A 25,231-nucleotide genomic window follows, 5' to 3' on the forward strand; every position below is an offset into this window, starting at 1 on the left:
AAACTCTCCTTTATTCTGCGACTCGCTCAATGTCGGCGCCGAGACTCTGAAGCTTCCGCTCAATCGACTCATATCCCCGGTCGAGATGGTAGACCCGCGACACGGTCGTGGTCCCCTGGGCGGCCAGTCCAGCCAGAACCAGCGATGCACTCGCTCGCAGATCAGTCGCCATCACCGGTGCACCCGACAGCATAGGGACGCCGTGGACAAACGCGGCAGTGCCGATCACCTTGATGTCCGCACCCATCCTCAGCAGCTCGTTTACGTGCATGAACCGGTTTTCAAAGACCGTTTCGGTGATGACACTGCTCCCCCGGGCAATCGACAGAAGCGCCATGAACTGCGCCTGCATATCGGTGGCAAATCCGGGATAGGGGTGAGTTCTGACATTGACCCCTCGCAATTGTCCGTCTCCCAGGACCCGAATACTGCGGTCCGTCTCCTCTACACGCACACCTGTCTCCCGCAGTTTCTCTGTGATCGACTCCAGGTGGCACGGCAGGCAACGATTGATGGTGACATCCCCGCCGGTGATCGCAGCCGCAATCATGAACGTCCCCGTCTCGACTCTGTCCGGGATCACCTCGTGCTCTGCTCCGTGCAGATGCGAGACTCCCTCGATAGTGATTGTTGGAGTGCCCTCACCCTCGATTCTCGCGCCCATGCGATTCAACAGGGCAGCCAGATCGGCAACCTCCGGCTCGCACGCGGCGTTCTCCAGGACGGTGACTCCATCGGCCAGTGTGGCAGCCATCATCACGTTCTCAGTGCCGGTGACGGTCTGGCCATCGAACGTGATCCTGGCTCCCTTCAACCGCGACGCCTTCGCTTCTACATACCCTGCGTCCAGGCTGACCATTGCTCCCATCTTCTCAAGGGCCGCCAGATGCAGATTGATCGGCCGTGACCCGATCGCGCACCCTCCCGGCAACGAGACCCGTGCCCGCCCGAACCGGGCCACCAGCGGGCCCAGGACCAGCACCGATGCCCGCATCGTTTTGACCAGATGGTAGGGGGCCTCATACTGACCAATGCCGTCGGCGCAAAGGGACAGGATCTCTCGATCCCCTCTCTCGACGCTCACACCTAAATGGTTGAGCAGGCCGATGATCGTCTTCACATCGCCCAATTGCGGAACACGATGCAGCCGGATCGACTCCCCTGTGAGCAAAGAGGCCACCATTGCGGGCAAGGCCGCATTCTTCGCACCGCCAGCCTCTACCTGTCCCCTGAGAGGAACCCCGCCTCTGATAATCAGTCTATCCATGCGCCCTCCCTCGCCGTGGCGCCAAAACGACTCGGTCACGACCGGCTACGTCCTGCCTCACCGCGGGCGGTCCGAAAGCTTCTCTCTTCCGAACCAATTCCGTCACAGCGGACGCCTGACCGTCGCCGACCTCCAGCGCCAGCCAACCGCTCTCGCGAAGATAGGCGGGAGCCTCTTCGATAATTCTCCGATAGTAGCGCAGGCCGTCCGGGCCGCCATCGATGGCCTCGACGGGCTCGTAGGCAGCGATCTCCGGAGACAGGGCACCACAGACTCCGGACGGGATATACGGGGGATTTGACACGATCAGGTCACACCCTCCCCCTGCATCAATCGTCCGGAGCGGCTCAAGCAGGTCGCCCTGGATGCAGTGAACCCTGCTCGTCAGTCCCAGCGCCTCTACGTTCTGTCTGGCGATTCGACAGGCGCCAGGCGAACGATCGATGGCGTAAATGAGTGCATGAGACAGTTCGACTGCCAGCGCCAGAGCAATCGCGCCGCAGCCGGTGCCGAGGTCCACTATGACAGGCGTTGAGCGTTGAGCGTTGAGCGTTGAGGATTTGGTTGCTGAGCGTGGTCGCTCCACGTTCCACGCTTCACGCTCCACGCTGATTTTATCCAGGACGGCCTCGATAAGCGTTTCGGTGTCCGGCCTCGGAATCAGGACATCCGGGCTCACCGCAAAGGGAAGGGACCAGAACTCTTTCACCCCGAGGATATAGGCAATCGGCTCTCTGGCCTCGCGCCGGGACACTATCGATTCAAGGAGGCTTGATCTATCCGAGGCAATCGGTTGCTCAGGGTTCAGGATAAACTGCCACCGCGGGATGCCCGATGCAGCCTCCATGAGACACGCCGCATCAAGCTGTGCACTCTGCACGCCGCTCTCCATCAGCCGCTCCACTACATGACGATAGGTATAGTCAGCCCTTGCCGTCCCAGCGGGTAGAGTGGCAAGTCCCATAGCGCCCATTGTCACACCAGGGCCTTTAATCGCTCAGCTTGATCGCTGGCCGCGAGCGCGCCGATCAACTCCTCCAACTCTCCCTCCAGGATCCGCGGAAGGCTGTGGAGCGTGAGCCCAATTCGGTGATCAGTGACGCGACCCTGTGGGAAATTGTAGGTGCGTATCCGTTCACTCCGGTCCCCTGTTCCTACCTGCTGGCGGCGCGCCTGCGAAATCTCTGCCGCCTGCTGCGCTGTGGCGGCTTCAAGCAGACGAGCCCGTAACACCTTCATCGCCTTGGCTCGATTCTTATGCTGCGACTTCTCATCCTGACAGGACACCACCATCCCAGTCGGCAGGTGGGTGATTCGCACAGCCGAATCGGTGGTGTTGACGGACTGTCCCCCGGGTCCTGTTGAGCGAAAGACATCGATTCGAAGATCTTTCGGATCAATCTGTATCTCCACATCCTCCGCCTCGGGCAGAACGGCAACAGTGACGGTAGAGGTGTGAATTCGACCACTTGACTCAGTAACGGGGACCCGCTGCACCCGGTGGACTCCGCTCTCGAATTTCAGACGGCTGTAGGCCCCGCGCCCCTCGATGCTCAGGATCGCCTCCTTCACCCCACCAACCCCCGTCTGATTTAAAGACAGCATCTCCACCTTCCAGCCATGCAGCTCGGCGTAACGGCTGTACATTCTGACCAGTTCCGCACCGAACAGCGCAGCCTCATCGCCTCCGGCCCCGGCCCGTACCTCCAAGATGATGTTTTTCTCATCCGCCGGGTCACGCGGAAGTAACAGAAGCGTAAGCTCCTCCTCAAGCTTCTCCCGCTTGATGGCCAGTTCCTCAAGCTCCGCCTCCGCCAGTTCGCGCACGTCGTCCTCGGTTCCGTCGTGCAGGAGCGCCCTTACCTCCTCTACGCTCTGCAAGACCTTACGATACCGCTGGTACGCCTCCACCACCGGTTCCAGTTCCGCATACGCCTTGGCCAGCCGCTGGAAACGGGCCTGATCGCTGATGACAGCCGGATCGCTCATCTGCAGCAGGATCTCGGCAGATCGCTGCTCGACGGCGTTCAGGCGCTCACGCAACTGCTGCATCGACGTCACCATCTCAAATAAACAGCCTCCCGATTAGGGAGCTACCTCCTTCCCTGCTGCTGCAGCAGGGAGTTCCGCGGCGGCGGTCTCTTTGGCCGCCTTCGGCTTCCTGGAATACTTCCGCCGGAACCGATCGACCCGTCCCTCGGTGTCAATCAGCTTCTGGCGACCGGTAAAGAGCGGGTGGCACTTAGAGCAGATCTCTACCCGGAGCGCAGGTACGGTAGACCGGGTATGGATCACCTCGCCGCACGCGCACGTGATCGTCGTCGGCTGATAGTTAGGATGGATGCCTGGCTTCATGATTGTCCCCCCCCTGAAAATAGCTAATTTTTCAGTAAGTTAAATGTACTTTATTATACGTCTAAACACTGAACGCTCTCAATAGAAAAGCAGCGTTCAGCCGTCAGCAAAAGCATTGCACTAAAGCTCCTGGCTGATAGCTGATGACTGTACGCTGAATGCTGCACTACCGAAAAAATACAGCCCGTCAGAAAGACGGGCTGATACATCGTATCGGCGAGAAGAACAATACCTATGAATTCATGGCCCTCATGAAATCCTCGTTCGATCTGGCTTCCTTCAACTTCTCGAGCAGGAGTTCCATTGCCTCTACGACACCCATCGTCTGGAGGACCTTACGGAGGATCCACATCCGGTTGAGTTCCTCCTGCGTGAGCAGGAGCTCCTCCTTCCGCGTGCCTGACCTGAAGATATCGATGGCGGGGAAGACTCGCTTATCCACCAGCCGTCGATCCAGCACCAGCTCGCAATTGCCGGTCCCTTTGAACTCCTCGAAGATGACATCGTCCATCCGGCTGCCGGTATCGATCAGGGCTGTAGCCATGATCGTCAGGCTGCCGCCCTCTTCAATATTCCGCGCCGCCCCGAAGAACCGTTTGGGACGCTGCAACGCATTGCTATCTACGCCGCCGGAGAGCACCTTGCCGCTCGGCGGGACGATGGTGTTGTAGGCTCGTCCCAATCGCGTGATAGAATCCAGCAAGATTACCACATCCCGCTTATGTTCCACTAACCGTTTGGCCTTCTCGATCACCATCTCGGCCACCTGGACGTGACGTGTAGCCGGCTCATCGAAGGTCGAACTGACCACCTCCGCCTTGACAGAGCGCTGGAAGTCCGTCACCTCCTCAGGCCGCTCGTCGATCAGGAGAACGATCAGGATCACCTCAGGGTGATTCTTGGTGATGCTGTTGGCGATCTTTTGCAGGAGGATGGTCTTGCCCGTCCTCGGCGGGGCGACGATCAGCCCACGCTGCCCCTTACCGATCGGCGTGAGGAGATCCATCACACGCATGTTCAGTTCGTCCTGTGTAGTCTCCAGCCGAATCCGCTGATTTGGGAAGAGGGGAGTCAGGTTATCGAAGAGGATCTTTTCCTTGATCAACTCCGGGTTTTCGAAGTTCACCGCCTCGACCTTGAGAAGGGCGAAGTAGCGCTCGCCTTCCTTGGGGGGTCTCACCTGACCCGACACGGTGTCGCCGGTCCTGAGGTCAAAGCGCCGAATCTGCGACGGCGATACGTAAATGTCGTCCGGCCCCGGCAGGTAATTGTAGTCCGGCGCTCGAAGGAAGCCAAACCCATCGGGCAGAACCTCAAGTACACCCTCCGCGAAAATCAGCCCGCTCTTCTCGGTTTGTGCCTCAAGGATCTTAAAGATGAGCTCTTGCTTGCGAAGGCCACTGGCACCCACCACGTTCAGGGTCCTCGCAATGGAGCTTAACTCAGAGATGGTCTTCTCTTTCAACTCTACAATATTCATCGAACCACCCCTGGGAAGCGCCGCAGCAACCTCCTTTACTTCTGACACACTGGACCGTCTGGTCGTTTCAGACGCTGATGGGGCCATCTACGCAAACTCCTCTTCCTTAAGTACAACTGTTGACGATGAATCGACTTCGCGACCTTAACCCGGTACTCGCCTGTCCCTGTGACCAGTCTGCAGTGTGACGCGCGCAAATATTCGGAAGCCGATCACCAGGAATAAGGCCCCTGCCGAACGCATGGGAAATAACGGTCTGAATCGGAAAGCCAGATGAGTTAGATCTTGGGCAGCGTCGGTCTTCCTCACTCCCCGTTATCGCAATTCAGGGCCGACCGACAAACGACACTCTGGAGAAATCATACCCTCAGCGAGATTGTCAACCTAAACCTAGTGGAGCCCATGCGCTTTGTCAAGCCTTTTTTGACCCTGTCTATGGATTGGCTTCCTCCAGATCCGGTTACGCGGCAACGCCCTTGCGCTTCGCTATGCCATCACCTCCATCAGGTTGTCAAGGGAACTTTCACTCTCAGGCTGTCAAACATGCTCGGTATACCAAGAGCAAAAGATTGAAACGCCAAATTCGATAAGCTTTCTTGACTTTTTCTGCCTCCAACTATAATCTACTTTCACAGTACATTCCTAAGCTAGAGGGTGCTTTTGTGGACGCATTACTTCGCAATGCCCTGGATTCTTACGAAACCTACCTCGTCGAGCGCAACCACTCCATGGGTTGCCTGGTGACGATTAGACGCCCGTTCGTGCTTTTCATAAACGACGAGATCGCCGCATCCAGTTACAACTATGCCGATGTTGTGCCGTGGTGTACGATGCCGAGGCGCGAACGCATCGAGGAGGTCATGGCGCACTACCGCGCGCGCGGCCACAGTCCGTACTTCAATTTCACGCTAGAGACGGCGCCGCATGGGCTTGCCCAGGCATTGCAGTCGTCGGGATGCGTGCTTACATCTCACAAGTATGTCATGTTTCAGCGCGAGCCGGTCGACCCGCCCATCCCGGCAGACGTGCGACTGGGCGAGACGGGACCAGAGGACATGCGGGCTGCCGGGCGTATCCTGAGCGTCAGCTTCGGGTCGGGCGAGTCGACGTGGCAAGAGCCGATGTTACGTGCCCGGCTGGTTGCGCATATGCGCGCGGCGCATATGCGTCAGCTCGGCGCATGGGTAGATGGCGTGCTTGCCGCAGCGATACATCTGCATACGCTTGTTGGCGTGGGGCATATCACCGGGATGGCCACCGCTCCGGAGTTTCGCGGGCGCGGTCTGGCCGGCCTGCTCACGGCGTACGCGGCGCGGTGTACCCGCGAAGAAGGCGCCGCGCTCGTCGCGCTCGAGGTGGCCACGCCGGATGCGGAGCGTGTCTACACGCGCATCGGGTTCGGTCGAGCGGCAGAACGAGTCGAATACAGCTCACCAAGCTAAAGGATTGCCTCCGGCCACCCTTTGTGTGAATTTCTTCGGCTATCCGGATTAATCTGATTGCTGAGAGCGTCTCAAAAGACCTTCAGGACCCGCCTCCCTCCCAGGCCACGGGTGTGGGGTTGCCCCAACTCCCCGTACAACACCTGGACCAAGCTCGTCGAGCGCGGACCCTAATGACTTACTCCCTACGCTAAAGTTCGCCGCGTTCCAGGGCCACCTGTGCCTGGAAGTCCTCCTCGCGCTCCCAGCCGTACCTCATGAACAGCGTCGGGACCACGATCATGTTGAGGAGGGTTGAGGTGAACAGCCCGCCGAGGATCACCTGGGCCATCGGCCGCTCCAGCTCCTTCCCGGTCGGATCGCCAAAGAGGAGGGGCAGCAGGCCCAGGGCAGCCGCGGCCGCTGTCATCAGGACCGGGGCCAGCCGATCTTTCGACCCCTCGACGATAACCTGTTCCTTCGGTTCCCCTGCAGCTCGAAGCTGCCGGTAGTGGCTGACGAGGATGATCCCATTCCGTGCGGCGATGCCGAAGACGCTGATCAGCCCGATCAGCGAGGGTACGCTTATCACCTTCCCGCTCAAAAAGATCGCCACGACCCCGCCGATCAGGGCCAGGGGGAGATTGGCCATGACGAGAATGGCAGCTCGCGACGAACGGAAGGCTTTGTAGAGCATAGCGAAGATCCCGACGACCGCCAGCCCGCCATACACCACCAGGACCCTGGTGGCCGCCTGCTGGCTTTCGAACTGTCCGCCGTATTCGATGAAATAGCCCGCCGGAAGCTCCACTTCTTTGGCGATCTTGCGCTGGGCCTCTTCAATCACGCTGCCAAGATCCCGGCCGGCGACATTGGCCTGAACAAGCGTTCGCCGTTGGACCTTCTCCCGGTTGATCATAAAGGGACTGTTCGCGACCTGTACGTCGGCCACCAGCCCGAGCGGGATCTTCCGGCCCTCCGGGGTGTCGATGAGCAGATTCCGCATCGAGGCGGGGTCCTGTCGGGAGGTCTCGTCGAACCAGACAAAGAGGTCGAAGGCGCGCTGTCCCTCCACGACGCGGGAAAGGGCCGTTCCGGCAAAGGCAACCTCAGCCGTCTTCAAGACGTTGCCTGCGTCGAGGCCAAGCCGGGCCGCCTCCTCCCGATTGACCATGATCTGAATGCCCGGGACATGAATGAGAGGCTCACGGAAGAGATCCGTCACACCTCGGATCCCTCGCATGATCTGCTCCACCTGTTCCCCCTTTGCCGCGAGCACCGCCAGATCGGGCCCGTAGACCTTGATGGCGATCTGGGTCCGTGTTCCCGAGAGGACCTCGTCCATACGCTCGGAGATGAACTGCCTAAGGCTGGTGGCCACACCTGGGAATTCCTCCACGTCTTCTCGGATGGCGGCCAGCAGCGTCTCCCGATCGCGCTTCCCGTACCGGAGGGCGATGTCGAACTCACTCGCATTCGGAGGAAGCGTGTCGATATCGAGCTCTGCCCTTCCGGCCCGCTGGGCGACAGAGACAACCTCGGGCTGCTGCTTCAGCAGGCCGGTGATCCGATTGCCGAGACGGATCGATTCCGGCAGCGAGGTCCCCGGGAGCAACGTCAGGTGGAGGATGAAGTTGCCCTCCCGGAACTCCGGGAGGAAGGAGCGGCCGAAGAAGGGGATGAGGGCCAGGCTCCCGGCTGTGAGCAACGCGCTGATCGCCATGACCCAGCGTTGATGGCGGAGGGCCCTGCGCAGGAGGGCCTCATAGACCCGCTTCATGCCACGGATGGTCAGGCTTTCCTGCTCTGGAGCGGCCGCTCGCCCACGAATCAGCAGCAGCGCAGCGAAGGCAGGGACCAACGTCGCAGCGACCAGCAGAGACGCGAAGAGTGAAAGGGTGAATGCGAGCCCCAGCGGAGTGAAGATCCGCCCCTCGACGCCGCCCAGGAAGAAAATCGGCATGAAGACGATCAGGATGATCCAGGTGGCATAGACTACCGCGTGCCGGATCTCCACGGACGCCTCGTAGATCACCTTCAGGGGAGAATCGGGGTGGGCCTTCTCGCGGTTGAGGCGGAGCCGACGGACGATATTCTCCACATCCACGATCGCGTCGTCTACCACGGCGCCGACGGCGATGGCGAGGCCCCCCAGAGTCATCGCGTTGATGCCGACCCCAAAGGCCTTGAGTAAGAGCACGCCGAAGATCAGCGACGTCGGCAACGCCGTCAAGGTGACCAAGGAGGCGCGGAGATTAAAGAGAAAAAAGATGACGACGATACTCACAGCCAGCCCGCCCTCCAGGAGGGCGCCACGGAGGTTGGCGATGGATGACTCGATGAAGCTCGCCTGCCGGAAGACCCGGGTGGTCATCTCGATTCCCGGCGGGAGGGCCTTCCGGATCTCCTCCAGGGCACGCTCAACCTGGTAGGTGACCGTCAATGTATCGGCCCCGAAGAGTTTCGAAACGGTCCCGAGGACGGCCGGCTTGCCGTTGAAGCTCGCATCGCCCCGCTTCACCTCCGGGCCGAGCTGCACTGTCGCCACCTGATCGAGCCGGATCGGGGCGCCGCCGCGCTCCGCGACCTGGGTCTGCGCCAGTTGCTCGAGGGACGCGATCCGACCGGCGCCGGTGACGACGTACTCCTGGCCGGGCGTCACAAGGAAGCCTCCCGACACGCTCACATTCGTTTCCCTCACCGCATCGAGAACCTCCTTGATCGTCACCCCGTACTGCAGCAGCTTCTCCGACGACAGGAGGGCCTGATACTGTTTCGCCTCGCCGCCCATTGACACCACCGATGCCACTCCAGGGATCGCCAGCAACCGGTTGCGAATATCCCAGTCGGAGATCGTGCGAAGTTCCATCGGGGAGACGCGCTCGCTCGTGAGCGCATACTTGACCAGCCAACTCACGGCCGAGGTGATCGGGAGCATGGTAGGATTTTGTGCCCCTGGCGGAAGGCGATCCTTGACCGCCTGAAGCCGTTCAGTGATGAGCTGGCGGGCCGTGTAGATGCTCGTTCCCCATGTGAAGACCACGACCATGCTCGAGAGCCCGGCCGTCGAGGTGGACCGGATCGCCTCGACGCCTGGGGTCCCGTTGAGGGCGCTCTCGATCGGGAAGGTGATCAGCAGCTCGACGTCCTGCGGTGGCAGGCCGGGTGCCTCTGTCTGGATGGCCACTTGGGGCGGCGCGAACTCCGGGAATACATCAAGGGTGGTTCGCTGAACCGCCACCAAACCGCCAATCAGCAGCACTACCGAGGCCACTACCACCAGGATGCGGTTGCTGAGCGACCACTGGATGATCCAGGCAAACATTGTCGTCCCTCCCTTAATCGGTCTCACGAGGGAGCACTGAGCCGCCACCTCTCGCCGCAAGCCACTTGGCGTACAGCTCGCGGTTGCCATCCGTCACGACCCGATCGCCCGGAGAGAGGCCGCGTAAGACCTCCACGAAGCGATCGTTACGCGCCCCTATGGTCAGGTCGGCTCGGATGTAGGCGCCGCCCCGTTCGACGAAGACGAACTCCGCTCCCTCGGCGTTGATCAGCGCCCGAGGCGGGACGGTCAGACTCCTCCGCCGCTCACCCAGGATGACAAAGACCTGGGCAAAGAGATCCTGTCTCAGCAGACCACGGCGGTTCGTGACCTCCGCCCAGACGGGGATAGTCCTCTTTGGCTGGCTTACCGCCGGGCCGATCAGGCTGATCTTGCCATCGAATACCTCATTGGGATGCGCCAAGAGGACAACCCGGACCCTCTGCCTGAGCTTCAACAAGGAAAGGGTGTCTTCAAAGACCTCCCCCTCAACGATCATGACGGATGTGTCGGCGATCTTCATGAGCGCGGCGTTCGGCTCGATCTGCCGGCCAAGCACCACGTTCCGCTCCACGACCGTGCCCCCGATGGGGGCTGGGAGGCGAAGCGTCGTCACCGCACGTTCCTGTCGAACCCGCTGGATCTCCTCCGGAGGCAGCCCCAGGAGCGTCAGTTGCCGGGTCAGGCTCTCGATCTCATTCAGGATTTCGCGTTGTTGGTTCTCCAGGGTCAGCAGCTCTTTCTGGGCTACGATGCCGCGTTCGACGAGCTTCTTTGCGCGCTCGAGGTTGACATTCGTCAGCACCAGCCTGTTTTCCGCCTGAATCAGGTTCAACTCTGCCCGCTCCAGCTCCACGCTCTGAATGTCCAGGAGGTGGTCCCCTCTTTTGACCAGGGCACCAAGCGGCACGTGGATATTCACCACCCTGCCAGAGACGCGGCTGGTCACCTCGGCCACGCGATCAGGATGAGGCTTGACCACCCCGTTGAGCTTGCGGACATCCTCGATCGGTCGAATTTGCGCGACCTCGGTCCTCAGGCCGAGGTTCTCCTGCTCCCGGCGGCTCAACCGGATGCCCACCGTCGCCTCGTCCCGGGCGACTGATCCCTCGTGTTCCTCATCATGACGAGCGCCGTCTTGGGGTTCGCCATCGGTCGCTTGGGCACGCCTCCGCTCGGCTGTCTCGGCCGGCCTAGCTCCTTCCTCACGCTGTGTTCCCTGGGTGGAAGCCGCGCTTCCCTTAGCGGGCGTGGAGGATGGCCCCTCGCGGCCGCATCCGACTATCGCCACGACGGCTGCCAACACCGCCACCCGGAAGCGCTTCCATCGTCTCAGCATCGTTTCTCCCCGGAGCGTCTCGACAGTCATGGCGTGGGCCCTGCCTTCAGGAGGGGCGTGCCAACCGCTCGCTCGAGCTCTACCGCAGAGAGGTTATACTGCGAGACCGCCTCCAGGTAGCGGAGCCGTCCCTCGACGAACTCCCGCTGGCCGAGGAGCACCTCGGTCAGCGGAAATTGTCCAGCCTCGTAGCCTTCGCGGAGTAAACGGAAGTTCTCTTCCTGCTGGGGGACGATCCGCTTGCCGAACTCTTCGACGATCCTCCGGGAGGCGACAAGCCGCTCATACGCCTGCGCGACCTCTTTGTCGATCCTGGCGGCCACAAGGGTCACCGCGGCTGCTTGCCGTGATCGTTCAGCAAGGGCGGTCTCGACCTCCCCCTGCCTCCGATTCCATAACGGAAGGGGCACCGTTACGCCAAAGAGAACCCGCTGGTCCCGCCCATCAAGTCCCAAGTCATTGCTGTAGCCAACAGACGCGGAAAGCTCAGGGAACAATCGCTCTGCCCTCGCGATGGCCAACTCTTGCTCGATCACTTGCAGCCTCGCATGAGCTGCGCTCAGATCGGGCCGGTTCGCAACCGCAATACGCTTGAGGGCCGGGAGGTCTGTCTCGTCGAAGGCGTACCGCAGTGGACCCAAGGCCTGAGGGACGAAATCAGATGGCCGCCCGATCAGGAGGTTCAATTCCTTGCGCGCCGCCGCCAAGACCCGCTCCTCGGCCATCCTGTCGTTTTGAGCCCGCCGCCACTCCACGTCAGCGCGGAGCATGTCCAACCGGGGCACCGATCCGGCCTCGAACAGTTGTCGCGAGATATCGAAGAGCTCCCGGTTCAGGACCACGATCTCGTCGAAGAACTGCACCCTTTCCTGGCCGATCAACACGTCGCTAAATAGACTGGTGACATCGGCCCTGATGCGGCGTTGGGCATCCTTGACCGTCCATCCGGTGCGATCAAGGTCGGCTTCTGCCCTTTGTATGCGCAGGCCCCACTGGCCTTTGATCTGCAGCGTCTGGGAGACGGCTACTTCGAACCCGTTGGTGCCCACCCTCGTATCGACCTCCCTGGGCCTGGCGGAGCCGTAGGACGGCGCGAGCCGAAGGTCCGGATTCAGGGGGTAGACCCGGGCTTTGGCCAGATCTCCTTTGGCCACGTCGATCTGGTGCCGCTCAACGGCAAGCTCCGGGCTCTTGTCCAGGGCCTGGGACACTGCCTCTTCCAGGGAAAGCGCGCCTTCGCTGGCGTGTATCGGCCTGGCAAGAAGATGCAAAGAGATGACACAGCTAAGAGCAAAGATTAGAAATTTCTTGGCTCGATCATACATCGCTGCCTCCCGTCATGAGATCACACCGAATCGTGGTGGTGTGTCTCACGCCCTGTGAGCCGGTTTTTCCCTGATCTCCAGGCCCCACCGACTGGTCACCACCCGAGAATACCATATGAGCGAGTTCTCCTGAGTTTGAAGATGAGGCCGGAGCAGAGACGCCGGGCTCAAATTCCTCTCGGGCAAACTCTCATTCGCGCCAGAACGGATTGCTGGCACTAAGAGGTAAGTCAAAGAGTAAGGGAGAGGCGAAGGAGACCTAGATCCGATAGGTGGAGTGTAATGCGTAGAGTGTGCGATCGGCCTTCAGGCGGGATGGGCTCAATGGTGCAAACCGAAAAGTGTTGGCACTCGGCAGAAGGGTAGTCGGCATAAGCTGCCCGAATGGTAATATTTGCGCGGCGAGGTGGACGGTGAGCGATGTAAAGGATTCGTCGACCGCCGGCTTGAGAGAGGAAGACAATATCTGCTCAATACATTGATCCGCATGCTCAGGGGTATCCTGAAAGTATCCAAGGTCTTCAGCGTAGGCGAGGCCAGAACACAGTATCAAGGTCGTAATTACCCAGATAGCCGCGAGCTTTGCACTCTTCCCCGAGCAAGTACGGTGCCTCACGTGTGCGTCCTCTCACCAGGCAAGCGCGTGCACTTCAATCCAATACTGTGTATGTCTCCTGGTTCTCTCCGCCTTCCAACCGGATTCACACACGAAACCAGTATACTTAATATCCACTTAAGATCAGGTTAAGTCAAGAACCTTTGAGTTATCATTATGGGCATCCCGCCGTGGAGCGAGCAATGGGGGCCAGAAGGGTGATCCTGCGCTTGATTGATGTACGCGTGAAGTGCTACCAACATCCAGAGAGCCTGGGGATTTGTGGCACCTGCGCAGCGTGCATCCGGGTAATTCCACAGATCAATCCGGAATGAGCGTGGAGTGTACACTACATGTTTTCAACAAATCATTTCGGATAGCCATTTTTTTCTTGACACTACTCACGCCAACCGTTATTCTGATTTCGTTTGTCGATATTGATAATCGTTTTCACTTTCTTTACGATGCAAGAAAAACTTCTCCAGTTCCAGCGGTACCTTAATCGAACCGGGCTGAAGGCAACCCGCCAGCGCGAGTTGATCGCACGAGCCTTCTTCGCTACTACGACGCACGTTAGCGCCGAAGGTCTCTACCGTCGAGTGGGTGGTCGGCACCGGCGGATCGGTCTCGTCACCGTCTATCGGACGTTGAAGCTCCTGAAGGAGGCCGGGCTCGCGCATGAGCGACAGTTCGGCGAAGGGCGCGCCCTGTTCGAACACGCCTCCAGCGAGCACCACCACGATCACATTATCTGCACCGAGTGCGGCAAAATCACCGAGTTCGAGAATTACGAGATCGAAGCGTTGCAGGAACAGATCGTCCGCAGACTCGGTTTCCTCATTCGGTATCATAAATTAGAGCTGTACGGCCTCTGCCGTGACTGCAGCGCAGGCGCCGACAGAAAACCGGGCACAGTCTCAGCGATGGGGTCCCGCTGAGATGTCTCGTTGTTGACGGGATGTCTGATCGGTTGTGAATGCTATTGAAAATGACTGTCTCTTCCAAGATCGTGAAGCCACCATCTCAGGCTGACCCGGGGCAACTCGCAAGGGAGGACGAACGATGATCGCCGGAATGCTTATTACCTTCCGAGAGGGGCTTGAGGCTTTCCTGATTGTCGGAATCCTCCTGGGTTACCTGCGGAAGGCCGGCCACTCCGTCTGCAGCCGATACGTCTGGGCCGGGACGATCGTGGGTGTGCTGGCGAGCATCGGACTGGCCTGGGGCTTTCAGGTACTCGCGATGGAGTTCGAGGGCCAACGGGCTGCTTGGTTTGAGGCAATAGCGTCCGGCTTCGCCGTACCGATCCTCAGTTACATGGTGCTCTATATGCAGCGCCACGCCCGCGGCCTGAAGACGCAAGCAGAAGCGAAGGCCGCGCTGGCGGTCACCACGGGTCAGGTGGTGGCGCTCGCCAGCCTTGCCTTCATCACTGTCCTGCGTGAGGGGCTGGAAACCGCTATATTTCTGACCGCCCTTATGACTCGAGTGTCAAGCGGGGGGCTGATGCCGGGCGCGTTCCTGGGCTTGGCGGCGTCGGCGGTGATCGCCTACGCGATCTTTGCTTCAACGCTCCAACTCGACCTTCGACGCTTCTTCATTGTGACCAGCGTTCTGCTTATTTTCATCGCGGCGGGCCTGTGCGCCCATATTTTCATGGCCTTACACGAGGTCGGTTTTCATCTCCTGGGGATGACCGCCTGGAGCACTAAATCGATCCTGGACAGCGAGAGCCTCGTGGGGCGCCTCCTTCACGCCTTCATCGGGTATCACGATGAGCCGACCATGATGGAGGTGCTGGCCTACTTCGGATATCTCGGAATTATGGGCTGGGCCTTCATGCGAGCGGTGAAAGCGTCGGCGCCCCCCAAGCCGGCCGCATGCGATGATCCCAGGTCGTGTATAGCCATCCGCCAAGAGGATAACCACGAGCTTATCTGACGTAGAATAAAGTAGAATAAAAAAGAGAAGGCGATCCCACCGCTCCTTGCTTGCCGGCCGGCGCGGTGGGATCGCCCACTGCCTCGGATGGCCATGTTGTCAATGGACCCCTCAGGGCCTTTTGCGCTTCTGGCCTCCGCAGCTTTTTAATTTTAGCAACCTGCCCTGGAGAAGTCTAGTTCCGTTTCGCTTTGAAGACAAAGGAGCGGCACATGAAACGATGGCAAACCGTATTTATTGCGTTAAGCATGGGAATAGCCCCCGTCGGGATTGCCGCCGGGGCGACGTTGGAAGACCTGGAAAAACAGCTTCAGGGACTTCAGAAGCAGATCGATGAGATGAAGCAAGAGAAACAGCGACAGGATCAAAAGCTGCGTGAGGTGGAGGCGGCGCAGGCAGCGCACAAGGAGGAGATCACACGCGAGACGGCCTCCCTCAGGGAGCAGACGAGACGGGTCTCTTCGGAACTCCTGGACCGAGTTCGGATTGGCGGGTACGGCTCCGTCCGGTTCGAGGCGAATAACCTCAAGGAACAGCACAACAGCTTCACCTTTCGGCGGTTCGTCCTGACCGCGGACGCCAAGCCGGCTGACCCGATGCGGGTCTATATGGAACTCGAATTTGAACGATTCACTAATCTCGAACTCACTAGGGACACCACGCGGACGGAAGGCGGCCTGAAAGTGGAAGAAACAAATGGGGGGGGTGGTGAAATCTCGTTGGAGCAGCTCTGGTTCCAGTATGATCTCTACAATTGGCTGAAGTTTCGGACCGGTCAGGTCCTGGTCCCGGTGGGCCGGTTCAACATCAACCACGATGACAACCGCTGGAACATCGCCCGCCGCTCCCTCGTCGATAGGGGCGTCCCAGTCCTGCCCGTGGATGCGGCCTGGCCGGAACTGGGAGCCGGGTTCCTAGGCGACATTTCCCTCGGAGAGTTGGGGAAACTCACGTATCAGGCCTACGTCGTGAATGGGGTCGCTCTAGGGGCCGAGGTGCAAAAGATCGCCCAAACCGGCGATTCGGATCGACATAAGCTGGAACTGGGGGTCGCGTTCAGCCCAACCAGGGGAACAGCCAAGCTGGATTCGAAAGACAGCAAGGCCGTCGCAACCCGGGTCGCCTGGAGCCCGTTCCCCGGCCAGGAGATCGCGGGCTCCTTCTATTATGGGCGGTATACGCCGCAGTTTCTGGAAAGCCAATCGCTCTACGCCTTTGGCCTCGATGGCCTGACGACCATCGGACCGTTTGAGATCGAGGCGGAGTATGTGAACACCACCTTTAGAAACATCGATCGGGTAGCCAAGGACTTCGCCAAGGTTGTTGTCGATCAATCCCTCAACATCCCCAGCAGCGTAAGTCCCAACTTCGACGCGGGGATCAATTTCGAGTTGGCGGACTTAGCCCGGAACAAGCACGGCTTCTGGATCGAGGGGCGGTACCGCTTCTGGCCGGAGCTCCTGACCAACACGGTCTTCGGCAAGTATTTCGAGAACCCGCAGCTTATTGCGGTCATCCGTGGGGAACAGGTCTGGCTCAACGGGCTGGTCCAGGAGGCGACATTTACGGGTGGAGCGCTCACCGCCTTCAAGCAGGAGAATCGCCAGATCCACCGGATCACGGCCGGATTGGCCTACAGGCCGACCCCGCTCGTGGTCTTTCAACTGGCCTATGAGTATACAAAGACCAACGACGGGCGAAGCCTGGCAGACGTCACCAATTTCCTACCCGCCCAGGCCGGGGAGGACCACGCCCACGCGGCCCTCCTTGGCGTATCCTTCGGCTTCTGAGTCTCGTGACGGAAGGTCGTGTACAGACATGATAGAACTGCTGCCTGAAGCATGAAGACGGTGGACATGGCGCCGGGCAATCCGGGTACCTGGCTGTATCACTGCCACGTTAACGGCCACATCATCGCAGGCATGATGGCGCTTTTTACCGTCACTGAATAACAAGGAGTTATGCTTGGGAGAAGCGCCTCCTTTGCCCTCCGCCGCTGCTTGTGCTATAAGGAAGCGATGCTTTCCAGACGGTGCTTTCTGACCACGCTGCTTACGCCGGCCCTTCTGGCGCTGAGACCGGACCTACTGAATGCACAGGAGGGGGTCTTTCTTTCCGAAGAGGAAGCCCCCAGGGCGGTCTTCCCGGAGGCCACACACTTCGAAAAGAAGGTCATCCCGTCAACGGAAGCCCTGCGGGAAAAGATGAAGGCCCTCCTGGGTCGCACGCGACCATCCATCTGGGAGGATGCCTATGTCACCTACCTCGCGCGTCGAAACGACGAGCGCCTCGGCTTTGCCGTCATCACGGAGGAGATCGGCAAGCACCGCCCTATCACTTTTATTGTAGGCATCAAACCGGATGGAAAGGTCAAGGATGTCGCCCTGATGACCTATCGCGAGGCCTACGGCGGGGAGGTGCGGGACCGGCGTTTCATGCGCCAGTATCATGAGAAAGATCTCACTGCGCCTCTCTTGCCCTATCGAGATATCGTCAATATCGCTGGAGCTACCCTATCGGTCCAGTCGATCGGCCGAGGAGTTAGAAAGGTCCTGGCTCTGGCCCAACTGGTCCTCCTCAATGGGTCTCATCGGCCATGAGCATGAAAGCCTACGCCCCCTCACCTTCATCCTCTCCCCCAACTGGGGGAGAGGAGTCTTCTTTACTTCCCCTCGCCCCCGGGTACCCCTTGGGTGCGGAGAGGGCGAGGGGAAGGGGGATTGTAGAACCGGCGCCGGCTCCTATTCAAGAGATCCATTATGTCATGGGAACGCTGCTGGAGATCACGCTGTATCATGAGCCACGGGAGGCGGGCAAGCGGGTGCTGGCGAGATGTTTTCAGGAGGCCCGGCGACTGGAGGAGATCTTCTCAGCCCATGATGACGACAGCGACCTTAACCGGCTTAACCGACATGCAGGTCTCGGACCCGTCGAGATTAACCTGGAGCTCTGGTCAGCCCTGACGATCGCGCTCTCCCTGGGCCGAGAAACCGACGGGGCAATAGATATCACCATCGGACCTCTCATCGACCTCTGGAGCGCGGCTGAAGAACAGGGTATTATGCCATCCCCCGCGTTGGTGGCGAAGGCCCTCAACCGGACAGGGATCTCCAGTGTCCAACTTCTTCCGGATGGAAGAGTAGAACTGAGACGCGCCGGGATGCGGCTGGATCTGGGTGGAGTCGGCAAGGGATACGCTGTAGACCGGCTGAGCGCGATTCTGGCGCAGGAGGGTGTTACGAGCGCATTTATCAACTTCGGACGGAGCAGCCTTACGGCGATAGGATCACCTCCTGAGCAGAAGCATTGGCCTGTCCTGCTCAGAAGTGACGATGGCGCGCCTATCGGTCTCGCGTATCTGAAGGATCAATACCTCGGCGTCTCCGGAAGCTTCGGTCACTCCTTTGAGATCGGAAGGGTCCGGTTGAGCCATCTGATCAATCCGCAGGACGGCTCCCCGCTCCGCCATCCCAGCCTGGGCGTGGCCGCGGCCCGGACTGCGACTGAGGCAGAAGTCCTTGCCAAGGCCATCATCATCCTCGATGAGGCACAAGGTTTTGCCGTCGTCAGCCGGTTCCCAGACACCGAAGGCTTATTGGCTCGCTCGAACGGAAGGCAGGTCAGCACCCCAGGATTCGTTGAAACGATCCGCTTCGAGGCCTCAGTAACGACTTCGAGGGAGGGCATCGGTTGAAAAACTTCACCTACCCCGCCTACAGGCTCTCGGCCGCCAGCCGGGAGGTCAAGATCATCTACACCGGCTTCTTGATCTTTATCGCAGTGGGGATGCTCACCATCGGCCTCTATCAGTTCAAGCGGATCGGCGCCACCTATGATCTGGTCGTAGCCTACTATCGCGGGGGGGAATTGGGGCAGGAGATGACCTATCCCAAGACCTTCACTCAACTCCTCGAGACCACGCACTTCCACGCCATCATCATGGGGATCTCGTTCCTTACTCTGGCCCACCTCTTTATCGCTACCGGGCTCGGTCCCCGAATCAAATGGTCCGTTATCGGCCTGGCGTTTTTCTCCTCCCAAGCTGATATCGCCGGGCCATGGCTCATTCGGTATCTCTCTCCAGCCTTCGCCCTCTTACAGCTTTTCGCCTGGTTCGGGATGTGGTTGGGGTATGGCGCATTGATACTCCTTCCACTGTATGAGATGTGGGGCAAAAGCCGGAAGTAACCGACCAACCACGAATCAATCAGCAACCACCGGCGATGGCCGGAACGATAGACACAAGATCACCCGACTTGAGCGGCGTCGAGATCCCCTGTAGAAACCGGATATCTTCCTCATTCACATAGATATTGATGAAGCGGCGGACGCTGCCGGAGTCATCGTAGATTCGGTCCCTCAAGCCGGCATACGACTGCTCCAGATTTTCAATCAACTCATGAATAGAGTTCCCCTGCCCCTCAACCTCTCCTTGCCCGCTGGTCAGACCCCGTAACGGGGTCGGGATGCGCACCTTCACACTCATCGATCTCGCTCCTTTCGATAATCCCTTACCGCCTTCGTGCTCGCTTCTCAATTCCCACTTTTCGGCGTCACGTCAATGTCATGAGAAGCCATCGCCTCGTCGAATGATCGAAGGGTCGGCTTAATGTGAAACCGAACCTTCAATGATGAGGCGACTGCCTCCTGGGTCTTCAGTCCGTTACCGGTAATGCAGAGCACCAGGCTTTCGTCCGGGGGAATCCGCCCCTGCTCGATCAGTCGCTTGGCTGCCGCTACCGTCACCCCGCCAGCCGTCTCGGCAAAGATCCCTTCAGTGCTCGCCAACAGCTTCATCGCGTCCACAATCTCTTCGTCCGTAGCATGCTCCCCATGACCACCGCTTTCCTTTACGGCCTTGTAGGCATAGTAGCCGTCCGCCGGGTTGCCGATGGCGAGCGACTTGGCAATGGTCTTCGGTTTGACCGGCCTGATGATCTCGCTGTTCGCTTTGATGGCGGTAACAATGGGGCCGCACCCTTCAGCCTGCGCCACATGCATCCGCGTGTGGCAGCCGCCATCCAGGAGGCCGAGTCGATCGAACTCCTTGAGCCCCTTCAGGATCTTCGTAACCAGCGAACCTCCCGCGGCCGGCACAACGATGTGATGGGGGGCGCGCCAGCCAAGTTGTTCCGCAACCTCGTACCCGAAGGTCTTCGAGCCCTCAGCGTAGTACGGCCGGATATTGATATTCACAAATGCCCACCCATATTTGTCGGCGATCTCGCTGCAGAGCCGGTTGACTTCATCGTAGTTGCCATCCACGGCTACCAGCTTCGGATTGTAGATCAGGGTACCCAACACCTTGCCCTGCTCCAGGTCGGCCGGCACAAAGACAAAGCTTGGAAGCCCCCCTTCGGCGGCATGGGCCGCCACTGAGTTCGCCAGGTTGCCGGTGGAGGCGCAGGCCACCACCTTAAAGTTAAACTCTACAGCCTTCGTGACCGCCACCGCCACGACCCGATCCTTAAATGAAAAGGTGGGATGGTTCACGGTATCGTTCTTGATATAGACTTCCCGCATCCCCAACGCGCGCGCCAGGTTGTTGGCCTTCACGAGCGGCGTCATCCCGCAGTGCCTCCCGACAACCGGCTCTCCTTCGATCGGCAGCAGCGCCTGATATCGCCAAATGCTGGGCGGTCCGGCCTCGATCGCTTTTCTGGTCAGGCGGCCTCGAAGCGCGTCGTAATCGTAATCGACCTCAAGAGGCCCGAAACAGTACTCACAGACATGCAGGGGATCAGCAGGGTATGGTCTGCCACACTCCCTGCACTTCAATCCCTTCACCAGCGCCATCTCAGCGTCCCTTCTCCGGAGTCGGCTCCACCCTGATCCCTAAATCGGCCAGGTAGGCAATCCCCTTATTCAACGCGTCCTCCTCGCCGTCCAGTTCCAGCATCACCTCGCCCGTCTGCTCCGTCACCCGCGCCCGACGGACGTTGGGAATAAGCTTGAATTCCCGCGAAAGACGGTAGATCACCGGCTCTTTGATGAGTACCTGCGGGTAGATGAGGGTGATCATCCGTTTCGGCATTACCGGACTCCTTTTTCCTCTGTTGAGCACAAATCGAGCGCTTCAAGAGACAACATCCTGCTCAATCGGCGCCACGTGGACACCACGATCCTCCAGCCACTTAATTCCATTTTCAAGCGGCTGCGGTTCTCCTTCGAGCTCAGCCATGATCCACCCGATTCCTTCGGTAAAATCGGCCTGCCGAATATTGAAGACCAGGTCAAACGTCTGACTCAACTGCCACAGGATCGGCTCCTCGGCCAGTTTACCGGTAAACGTCAGATGCACACGTTTTTTTGTCATCGCCTCTCTCGAAGATCGACCGCGTAGATTCCGCTTGAGTCCTTTGCGCGGTGGAGTATAAACTGTATCAAGTGGACAGTAAAGTCCAAACCCTGCCCAGGACAGCTTTTATGGAGAGTCATGGCGCGATGCCTACCGAGATACCGATATTGACGCCGCATCAGATAAAGAGCGCGTTGGAAACCGGCGTACTTCTAATCGATCTTCGCCTGTATGAGAAGTTTGCCTCAAGCCATATTCCGGGCAGTATCAACATCGTCTATAGTCGCAAGAGCCTCCCCGAACGCGTCGCAACCGCAATCCCGCCCGGCCCTCCAATCGTACTCCTCTCCGACGAGACGAGTGTTGCCGAGGCCGCTGGCGATGCCCTTCATGAGGTGCGCCGAAATCCTCTCCGGGGCATTATCACGACGGGGACCGAAACGTGGCACAACAGGGAGCTTCCGCTTTCAACGCTGCCACGGATGTCTACCGCCGCGCTCCGGCAACGATTGAACGCTCCCCACAATGAGCTGATGCTGATCGACGTGCGTGAGTCCTTTGAGTGGGAGCTGGGCTATATCGAAGGCTCACTGCACATTCCGCTTGGGGAGATCTGGCAACACGCTCGCTCGCTCGATCCGCGCAAAGAAATCATCCTAATCTGCCAAGAAGGCCTACGCAGCAGCACGGCGGCCAGCATCCTGCTGCATCACCACTTTCCAAGGATCGGTAACGTACCCGGGGGCCTGGGCAACTGGTTCAAGGCCGACTACCCTACCGTCCGACTGCCAAAGCCGCCAAAGAGCTGACCTGTCTGGGAGCAGATAGTCATACCCCCTGCATCCATTCCGCCAGGATCTCAGAGACCTCAGGCCGCGTGAACTCCTCGGGCAGCGGCTCGCCGTTCCGGAGCAGTTCGCGAACGCGCGTGCCACTCAGCGTCACCCGTTCGGATGCCTCATGCGGGCAAGTCTTGGCCGAAGCCATCCCATCGCAGCGACGACAGAAGAACGCCTCGTCGAAGAAAAGCGGGGTAATGTCCAGCTCGTCGCGCTTGAGTCGCAGGAAGAGGTCGCGGGCCGCATACGGATGATAGTAGCCCCCCACGCCGGCGGGATCCCGTCCAACAATGAAGTGAGTGCAGCCGTAGTTCTTCCGGACCAGGGCGTGGAAGACCGCTTCCCGCGGGCCCGCATATCGCATGGCACCCGGGAAAACGCTCAGCATCACGCGCTCCTTCGGGAAGTAGCGCTCCTCGAGCGCGCGATAGCATCGAAGGCGAATCTCTGATGGAACATCGTCGAGCTTTGTCCGACCGACCAGCGGGTGGATCAGCAAGCCGTCCATCAACTCCAGCGCGCACTTCTGAATATATTCGTGCGACCGATGAATCGGATTGCGGGTCTGAAACCCGACGATGGTCTGCCATCCGCGCTCTTTGAAGCGCCGTCGCGTCTCAGTCGGTACGCAGTAATAGTCTTCGAATCCCGGCAGCGTCGGAGGGCGAATCAGACTGACCGCCCCGCCTATCAGAAGATCGCCTCGCTGATAGAGGTATTGGACGCCAGGATGGCGCGTCTCTTCGGTGCTGTAGACCAGACACGCCTCCGCTCGCTTATCATAGGGGAAAATCTCCTCCACCGAAAGCAGGCCAAGCAGTTCGCCGTCAGAGCCCAATAAGGCCGCCTCGCCTCCCTGCTTGAGCCCAGCCACATCGTCCTTTGGCGCCGCCAAGGTAATCGGGAGCGTCCACAGGATGCCGCTCTTCAGGCGCATCTCATGGATGACGCCCTCATAGTCGGCCCGATTCATAAACCCTTCGAGTGGGCTGAACACACCCGTGGCCAGGCATTCCACGTCAGAGATAGCCCTGGCGTTCAGCGAGATCATTGGGAGATCCCGCGCCCTGCCGATCGCGTCGGCCCTGGCCTCTCCTGTCAATATCCGTGAGACGAGCCGCCCGCCATGTGGAAGGATCGGCGTCGGCGCCTCATTTTCCGACAATCCAGTCGATTCCCGCATGATCTGTTCTCCCGTCGGCATCACACCCCTCTCCTTAACTACGCGGGCCGTGATCGCCATGTCGGCTATCAAGATGGAGCCCACACTCCTTGGTCTCCGGGTTCTCCCACCACCATCGTCCCGCTCGCACATCTTCGCCCGGCTTGATCGCCCGCGTGCATGGCGAACAACCGATGCTGGGGAATCCCTGGTCATGGAGGGCGTTGTAGGGCACATCATGCTCGCGGACATACGCCCAGACCTGCGGCTCGGTCCAATCGGCAAGCGGATTGATCTTGAGGATTGAGCCATGGCTCGCGTCGATTTCCACGATATCGATACCGGTGCGGGTTGCTGCCTGTTCCCGCCGAAGCCCAGTGATCCAGGCATCAACGTTCTTCAGCGCCCGGCCGAGCGGCTCCACCTTTCGAACGCGACAGCAGAACTTTCGCTCTTCGACACTCTGTCGGAACGAATAAAACCCGCGCTCCCGCTCTAACGCCTCCACGGCGTCTCGTCCCGGGAAGTAGCTCTCAATCGTAACCTTGTAGCGCTCCCGGGTCCGCTCCATCACGTCGTACGTCTCTTCATGCAGCCGCCCGGTGTCCAGGGTAAAGATCGTAATCGACGGCTTCAGCTTCGACAGCATATCGATCAATACCATATCTTCAGCCCCAAAACTGCTGGCGAGCGCCAGTTTGGGAGCAAATGCGTCGATCGCCCATCGAAGCACTGACTCCGGTGCGGCGCCGCACAACCGCTGGTTCAGCCCCGCCACTTCCTCCGGAGACACTGTTCGGCTTTCTTGATTCGTGCTCTGAATTCCCGATTGTCCTCCCATCATTCCTCCTTATCAACGGATCCATAGCGGTTTAGTGATGACTCACAGGGAGTATAGCGATCCCATGCGGGTCTTTTCCTGTTGAGATCTCGGCGACAATCTTCTCCGTCAACGTATCGATGGCAATCACGCTGTTCGTGTCACGACTGGTCACGTAGAGGCGGCGGCCGTCCGGCGTGATGGTAATGATGTCGATCCGCCTGCCCGCCGGGATATCTTTCACGATCTTCAATGCCTTGCAGTCGATAACCGAAACGATATTCGCCTTACGACTGGCCACATACGCCTGCTTCCCATCGGGTGAGATGACCAGACCATGAGGCTCGCCATCGCGGGCAATCCTTGCCGCAACCTGATGATTCATGAGATGGATGACGTCGACCTGATCCACATCTCCCGCTGTAACCAACAGGAGCTTACCGTCCCAGGTCACGTCCGTTCCCATGGCGCCCCGCCCAGCCTCGATCGTCGTGACGATCTTTCGACTCTTCACATCGATGACCGACAGGTCTCCGGAACCCCCGTTGCTGACATAGGCTCGCGCGCCCTTCGGATCAAAGACTACGAGCGCAGGAGCTTTCCCGACAGGAATTGTCTCGATCGTTTGCCGACGCCCAAGATCAATGACCGTCACATCATTTGACCCAGGGTTCGCTACCCAGAGCTGCCGCCCATCCGGAGTGACGGCAGGACCATGGGCTTTGGTTCCGGCGGGTAATGTGGCAATCAGCTTCCTCGTCTTCGTGTCGACCATGCTCACATCGTTTGAGGCGGCATTCGCGATAAAGGCGTAGGCGCCATCAGGCGAAAAGGCAATATTGTGGGGCTTCTTACCGCCTGGAGTAATGGTATCTATTACCTTGTTGGTCTCGGTATCGATCACAATGACGGTATGATCTTCCTGATTCGTCACCCATAACTCGAATGCGTGCGCCTGGCCGATCCACATGACTCCCACACCTAAGGCCAGTCCGGTTATCCATGGGATCAGCCTGACAATCTGTTTCTTCATTCCGTCTCCTCTCGTCATTTTATGCCGACCT

The 25,231-nt window shown here is 59.4% G+C and carries 23 protein-coding genes and 1 pseudogene; 9 read left to right on the top strand and 15 right to left on the bottom strand.

Features of this window, described 5'->3' with window-relative positions; all coding sequences use genetic code 11:
- Nucleotides 1-10 precede the first annotated feature (10 nt).
- The 5 genes from murA to rho form a co-directional block, all read right to left on the bottom strand.
- Complete coding sequence (murA, locus tag KGL31_11185; GenBank protein ID MDE2322455.1) at nucleotides 11-1,267, bottom strand: UDP-N-acetylglucosamine 1-carboxyvinyltransferase; 1,257 nt, start codon at nucleotides 1,265-1,267, stop codon at nucleotides 11-13.
- The gene (prmC, locus tag KGL31_11190; GenBank protein MDE2322456.1) at nucleotides 1,260-2,159 is read right to left on the bottom strand and encodes a peptide chain release factor N(5)-glutamine methyltransferase; all 900 of its coding nucleotides are present in this window, start codon (nucleotides 2,157-2,159) and stop codon (nucleotides 1,260-1,262) included. Before prmC ends, murA begins: the two co-directional genes overlap by 8 nt.
- Before the next feature lie 83 nt (nucleotides 2,160-2,242).
- Nucleotides 2,243-3,310, bottom strand: coding sequence for a peptide chain release factor 1 (prfA, locus tag KGL31_11195; GenBank protein ID MDE2322457.1), 1,068 nt, complete (start codon nucleotides 3,308-3,310; stop codon nucleotides 2,243-2,245).
- Between the two features lie 42 nt (nucleotides 3,311-3,352).
- Nucleotides 3,353-3,622: a 50S ribosomal protein L31 gene (gene rpmE / locus KGL31_11200; GenBank protein MDE2322458.1), complete on the bottom strand. Its 270-nt coding sequence runs from the start codon at nucleotides 3,620-3,622 to the stop codon at nucleotides 3,353-3,355.
- A gap of 232 nt (nucleotides 3,623-3,854) precedes the next feature.
- Entirely contained in the window at nucleotides 3,855-5,102 is a 1,248-nt protein-coding gene (rho, locus tag KGL31_11205; protein MDE2322459.1) for a transcription termination factor Rho, read from the bottom strand.
- Between the two features lie 662 nt (nucleotides 5,103-5,764).
- On the opposite strand from rho, the gene KGL31_11210 reads away from it, so the two are divergent.
- Nucleotides 5,765-6,544 (top strand): GNAT family N-acetyltransferase, encoded by a 780-nt coding sequence (locus KGL31_11210; protein ID MDE2322460.1) that lies wholly within the window; start codon nucleotides 5,765-5,767, stop codon nucleotides 6,542-6,544.
- A 190-nt stretch (nucleotides 6,545-6,734) separates the two neighbouring features.
- Here the strand turns inward: KGL31_11210 and KGL31_11215 are convergent, their stop codons facing one another.
- The 3 genes from KGL31_11215 to KGL31_11225 are packed head-to-tail and all read right to left on the bottom strand — an operon-like array spanning nucleotide 6,735 to nucleotide 12,512.
- Nucleotides 6,735-9,848 (bottom strand): efflux RND transporter permease subunit, encoded by a 3,114-nt coding sequence (locus KGL31_11215; protein MDE2322461.1) that lies wholly within the window; start codon nucleotides 9,846-9,848, stop codon nucleotides 6,735-6,737.
- 13 nt (nucleotides 9,849-9,861) lie between these two features.
- Complete coding sequence (locus tag KGL31_11220) at nucleotides 9,862-11,187, bottom strand: efflux RND transporter periplasmic adaptor subunit (protein MDE2322462.1); 1,326 nt, start codon at nucleotides 11,185-11,187, stop codon at nucleotides 9,862-9,864.
- Nucleotides 11,188-11,213: 26 nt separating this feature from the next.
- The gene (locus tag KGL31_11225; GenBank protein ID MDE2322463.1) at nucleotides 11,214-12,512 is read right to left on the bottom strand and encodes a TolC family protein; all 1,299 of its coding nucleotides are present in this window, start codon (nucleotides 12,510-12,512) and stop codon (nucleotides 11,214-11,216) included.
- 1,059 nt (nucleotides 12,513-13,571) lie between these two features.
- Between KGL31_11225 and KGL31_11230 the strand changes: the two genes are divergently transcribed.
- From KGL31_11230 to KGL31_11260, 7 genes and pseudogenes are all read left to right on the top strand, one after another.
- Entirely contained in the window at nucleotides 13,572-14,045 is a 474-nt protein-coding gene (locus tag KGL31_11230; GenBank protein ID MDE2322464.1) for a transcriptional repressor, read from the top strand.
- Nucleotides 14,046-14,169: 124 nt separating this feature from the next.
- Nucleotides 14,170-15,048 carry an FTR1 family protein gene (locus tag KGL31_11235; GenBank protein ID MDE2322465.1) on the top strand — a complete coding sequence of 293 codons (879 nt, stop codon included), beginning with the start codon at nucleotides 14,170-14,172 and terminating at the stop codon, nucleotides 15,046-15,048.
- A 212-nt stretch (nucleotides 15,049-15,260) separates the two neighbouring features.
- Nucleotides 15,261-16,838, top strand: coding sequence for a hypothetical protein (locus tag KGL31_11240; GenBank protein ID MDE2322466.1), 1,578 nt, complete (start codon nucleotides 15,261-15,263; stop codon nucleotides 16,836-16,838).
- Nucleotides 16,720-17,000: pseudogene (locus tag KGL31_11245) on the top strand (multicopper oxidase domain-containing protein). The gene KGL31_11240 and the pseudogene KGL31_11245 overlap by 119 nt, the downstream one beginning before the upstream one ends.
- Nucleotides 17,001-17,009: 9 nt before the next feature.
- Nucleotides 17,010-17,648, top strand: coding sequence for an FMN-binding protein (locus KGL31_11250; protein MDE2322467.1), 639 nt, complete (start codon nucleotides 17,010-17,012; stop codon nucleotides 17,646-17,648).
- Between the two features lie 164 nt (nucleotides 17,649-17,812).
- Complete coding sequence (locus KGL31_11255) at nucleotides 17,813-18,742, top strand: FAD:protein FMN transferase (protein ID MDE2322468.1); 930 nt, start codon at nucleotides 17,813-17,815, stop codon at nucleotides 18,740-18,742.
- Entirely contained in the window at nucleotides 18,739-19,236 is a 498-nt protein-coding gene (locus tag KGL31_11260; GenBank protein ID MDE2322469.1) for a hypothetical protein, read from the top strand. Before KGL31_11255 ends, KGL31_11260 begins: the two co-directional genes overlap by 4 nt.
- 19 nt (nucleotides 19,237-19,255) lie before the next feature.
- Here KGL31_11260 and KGL31_11265 read toward each other — a convergent pair whose 3' ends face one another.
- The 4 genes from KGL31_11265 to KGL31_11280 are packed head-to-tail and all read right to left on the bottom strand — an operon-like array spanning nucleotide 19,256 to nucleotide 21,364.
- A complete protein-coding gene (locus KGL31_11265; GenBank protein ID MDE2322470.1) occupies nucleotides 19,256-19,534 on the bottom strand; it encodes a MoaD/ThiS family protein in 279 nt (92 codons plus the stop codon).
- A 47-nt stretch (nucleotides 19,535-19,581) separates the two neighbouring features.
- Nucleotides 19,582-20,844 carry a threonine synthase gene (locus KGL31_11270; protein MDE2322471.1) on the bottom strand — a complete coding sequence of 421 codons (1,263 nt, stop codon included), beginning with the start codon at nucleotides 20,842-20,844 and terminating at the stop codon, nucleotides 19,582-19,584.
- A gap of 1 nt (nucleotide 20,845) precedes the next feature.
- Complete coding sequence (locus KGL31_11275; GenBank protein MDE2322472.1) at nucleotides 20,846-21,082, bottom strand: NIL domain-containing protein; 237 nt, start codon at nucleotides 21,080-21,082, stop codon at nucleotides 20,846-20,848.
- A 42-nt stretch (nucleotides 21,083-21,124) separates the two neighbouring features.
- The gene (locus tag KGL31_11280; protein MDE2322473.1) at nucleotides 21,125-21,364 is read right to left on the bottom strand and encodes an NIL domain-containing protein; all 240 of its coding nucleotides are present in this window, start codon (nucleotides 21,362-21,364) and stop codon (nucleotides 21,125-21,127) included.
- A 128-nt stretch (nucleotides 21,365-21,492) separates the two neighbouring features.
- Between KGL31_11280 and KGL31_11285 the strand changes: the two genes are divergently transcribed.
- Entirely contained in the window at nucleotides 21,493-22,155 is a 663-nt protein-coding gene (locus KGL31_11285) for a hypothetical protein (GenBank protein MDE2322474.1), read from the top strand.
- Nucleotides 22,156-22,174: 19 nt separating this feature from the next.
- On the opposite strand, the gene sat is transcribed toward KGL31_11285, so the two are convergent.
- The 3 genes from sat to KGL31_11300 are packed head-to-tail and all read right to left on the bottom strand — an operon-like array spanning nucleotide 22,175 to nucleotide 25,200.
- Nucleotides 22,175-23,368 carry a sulfate adenylyltransferase gene (gene sat / locus KGL31_11290; GenBank protein ID MDE2322475.1) on the bottom strand — a complete coding sequence of 398 codons (1,194 nt, stop codon included), beginning with the start codon at nucleotides 23,366-23,368 and terminating at the stop codon, nucleotides 22,175-22,177.
- Between the two features lie 34 nt (nucleotides 23,369-23,402).
- The gene (locus tag KGL31_11295; protein MDE2322476.1) at nucleotides 23,403-24,188 is read right to left on the bottom strand and encodes a phosphoadenylyl-sulfate reductase; all 786 of its coding nucleotides are present in this window, start codon (nucleotides 24,186-24,188) and stop codon (nucleotides 23,403-23,405) included.
- Nucleotides 24,189-24,219: 31 nt separating this feature from the next.
- Nucleotides 24,220-25,200, bottom strand: coding sequence for a beta-propeller fold lactonase family protein (locus KGL31_11300; protein ID MDE2322477.1), 981 nt, complete (start codon nucleotides 25,198-25,200; stop codon nucleotides 24,220-24,222).
- Between the last annotated feature and the right edge of the window lie 31 nt (nucleotides 25,201-25,231).

The sequence above is a fragment of the Candidatus Methylomirabilota bacterium genome, from assembly GCA_028870115.1.
GTDB lineage: Bacteria > Methylomirabilota > Methylomirabilia > Methylomirabilales > Methylomirabilaceae > Methylomirabilis.

What these genes read in the sequence shown, in the direction of transcription:
- murA (MDE2322455.1), bottom strand. Translation starts at nt 1,267, where the DNA reads ATGGATAGACTGATTATCAGAGGCGGGGTTCCTCTCAGGGGACAGGTA.
- prmC (MDE2322456.1), bottom strand. Translation starts at nt 2,159, where the DNA reads ATGGAGAGCGGCGTGCAGAGTGCACAGCTTGATGCGGCGTGTCTCATG.
- rpmE (MDE2322458.1), bottom strand. Translation starts at nt 3,622, where the DNA reads ATGAAGCCAGGCATCCATCCTAACTATCAGCCGACGACGATCACGTGC.
- rho (MDE2322459.1), bottom strand. Translation starts at nt 5,102, where the DNA reads ATGAATATTGTAGAGTTGAAAGAGAAGACCATCTCTGAGTTAAGCTCC.
- KGL31_11215 (MDE2322461.1), bottom strand. Translation starts at nt 9,848, where the DNA reads ATGTTTGCCTGGATCATCCAGTGGTCGCTCAGCAACCGCATCCTGGTG.
- KGL31_11220 (MDE2322462.1), bottom strand. Translation starts at nt 11,187, where the DNA reads ATGCTGAGACGATGGAAGCGCTTCCGGGTGGCGGTGTTGGCAGCCGTC.
- KGL31_11225 (MDE2322463.1), bottom strand. Translation starts at nt 12,512, where the DNA reads ATGTATGATCGAGCCAAGAAATTTCTAATCTTTGCTCTTAGCTGTGTC.
- KGL31_11230 (MDE2322464.1), top strand. Translation starts at nt 13,572, where the DNA reads ATGCAAGAAAAACTTCTCCAGTTCCAGCGGTACCTTAATCGAACCGGG.
- KGL31_11235 (MDE2322465.1), top strand. Translation starts at nt 14,170, where the DNA reads ATGATCGCCGGAATGCTTATTACCTTCCGAGAGGGGCTTGAGGCTTTC.
- KGL31_11240 (MDE2322466.1), top strand. Translation starts at nt 15,261, where the DNA reads ATGAAACGATGGCAAACCGTATTTATTGCGTTAAGCATGGGAATAGCC.
- KGL31_11250 (MDE2322467.1), top strand. Translation starts at nt 17,010, where the DNA reads ATGCTTGGGAGAAGCGCCTCCTTTGCCCTCCGCCGCTGCTTGTGCTAT.
- KGL31_11255 (MDE2322468.1), top strand. Translation starts at nt 17,813, where the DNA reads ATGGGAACGCTGCTGGAGATCACGCTGTATCATGAGCCACGGGAGGCG.
- KGL31_11265 (MDE2322470.1), bottom strand. Translation starts at nt 19,534, where the DNA reads ATGAGTGTGAAGGTGCGCATCCCGACCCCGTTACGGGGTCTGACCAGC.
- KGL31_11270 (MDE2322471.1), bottom strand. Translation starts at nt 20,844, where the DNA reads ATGGCGCTGGTGAAGGGATTGAAGTGCAGGGAGTGTGGCAGACCATAC.
- KGL31_11275 (MDE2322472.1), bottom strand. Translation starts at nt 21,082, where the DNA reads ATGCCGAAACGGATGATCACCCTCATCTACCCGCAGGTACTCATCAAA.
- KGL31_11280 (MDE2322473.1), bottom strand. Translation starts at nt 21,364, where the DNA reads ATGACAAAAAAACGTGTGCATCTGACGTTTACCGGTAAACTGGCCGAG.
- KGL31_11285 (MDE2322474.1), top strand. Translation starts at nt 21,493, where the DNA reads ATGCCTACCGAGATACCGATATTGACGCCGCATCAGATAAAGAGCGCG.
- sat (MDE2322475.1), bottom strand. Translation starts at nt 23,368, where the DNA reads ATGCGGGAATCGACTGGATTGTCGGAAAATGAGGCGCCGACGCCGATC.
- KGL31_11295 (MDE2322476.1), bottom strand. Translation starts at nt 24,188, where the DNA reads ATGGGAGGACAATCGGGAATTCAGAGCACGAATCAAGAAAGCCGAACA.
- KGL31_11300 (MDE2322477.1), bottom strand. Translation starts at nt 25,200, where the DNA reads ATGAAGAAACAGATTGTCAGGCTGATCCCATGGATAACCGGACTGGCC.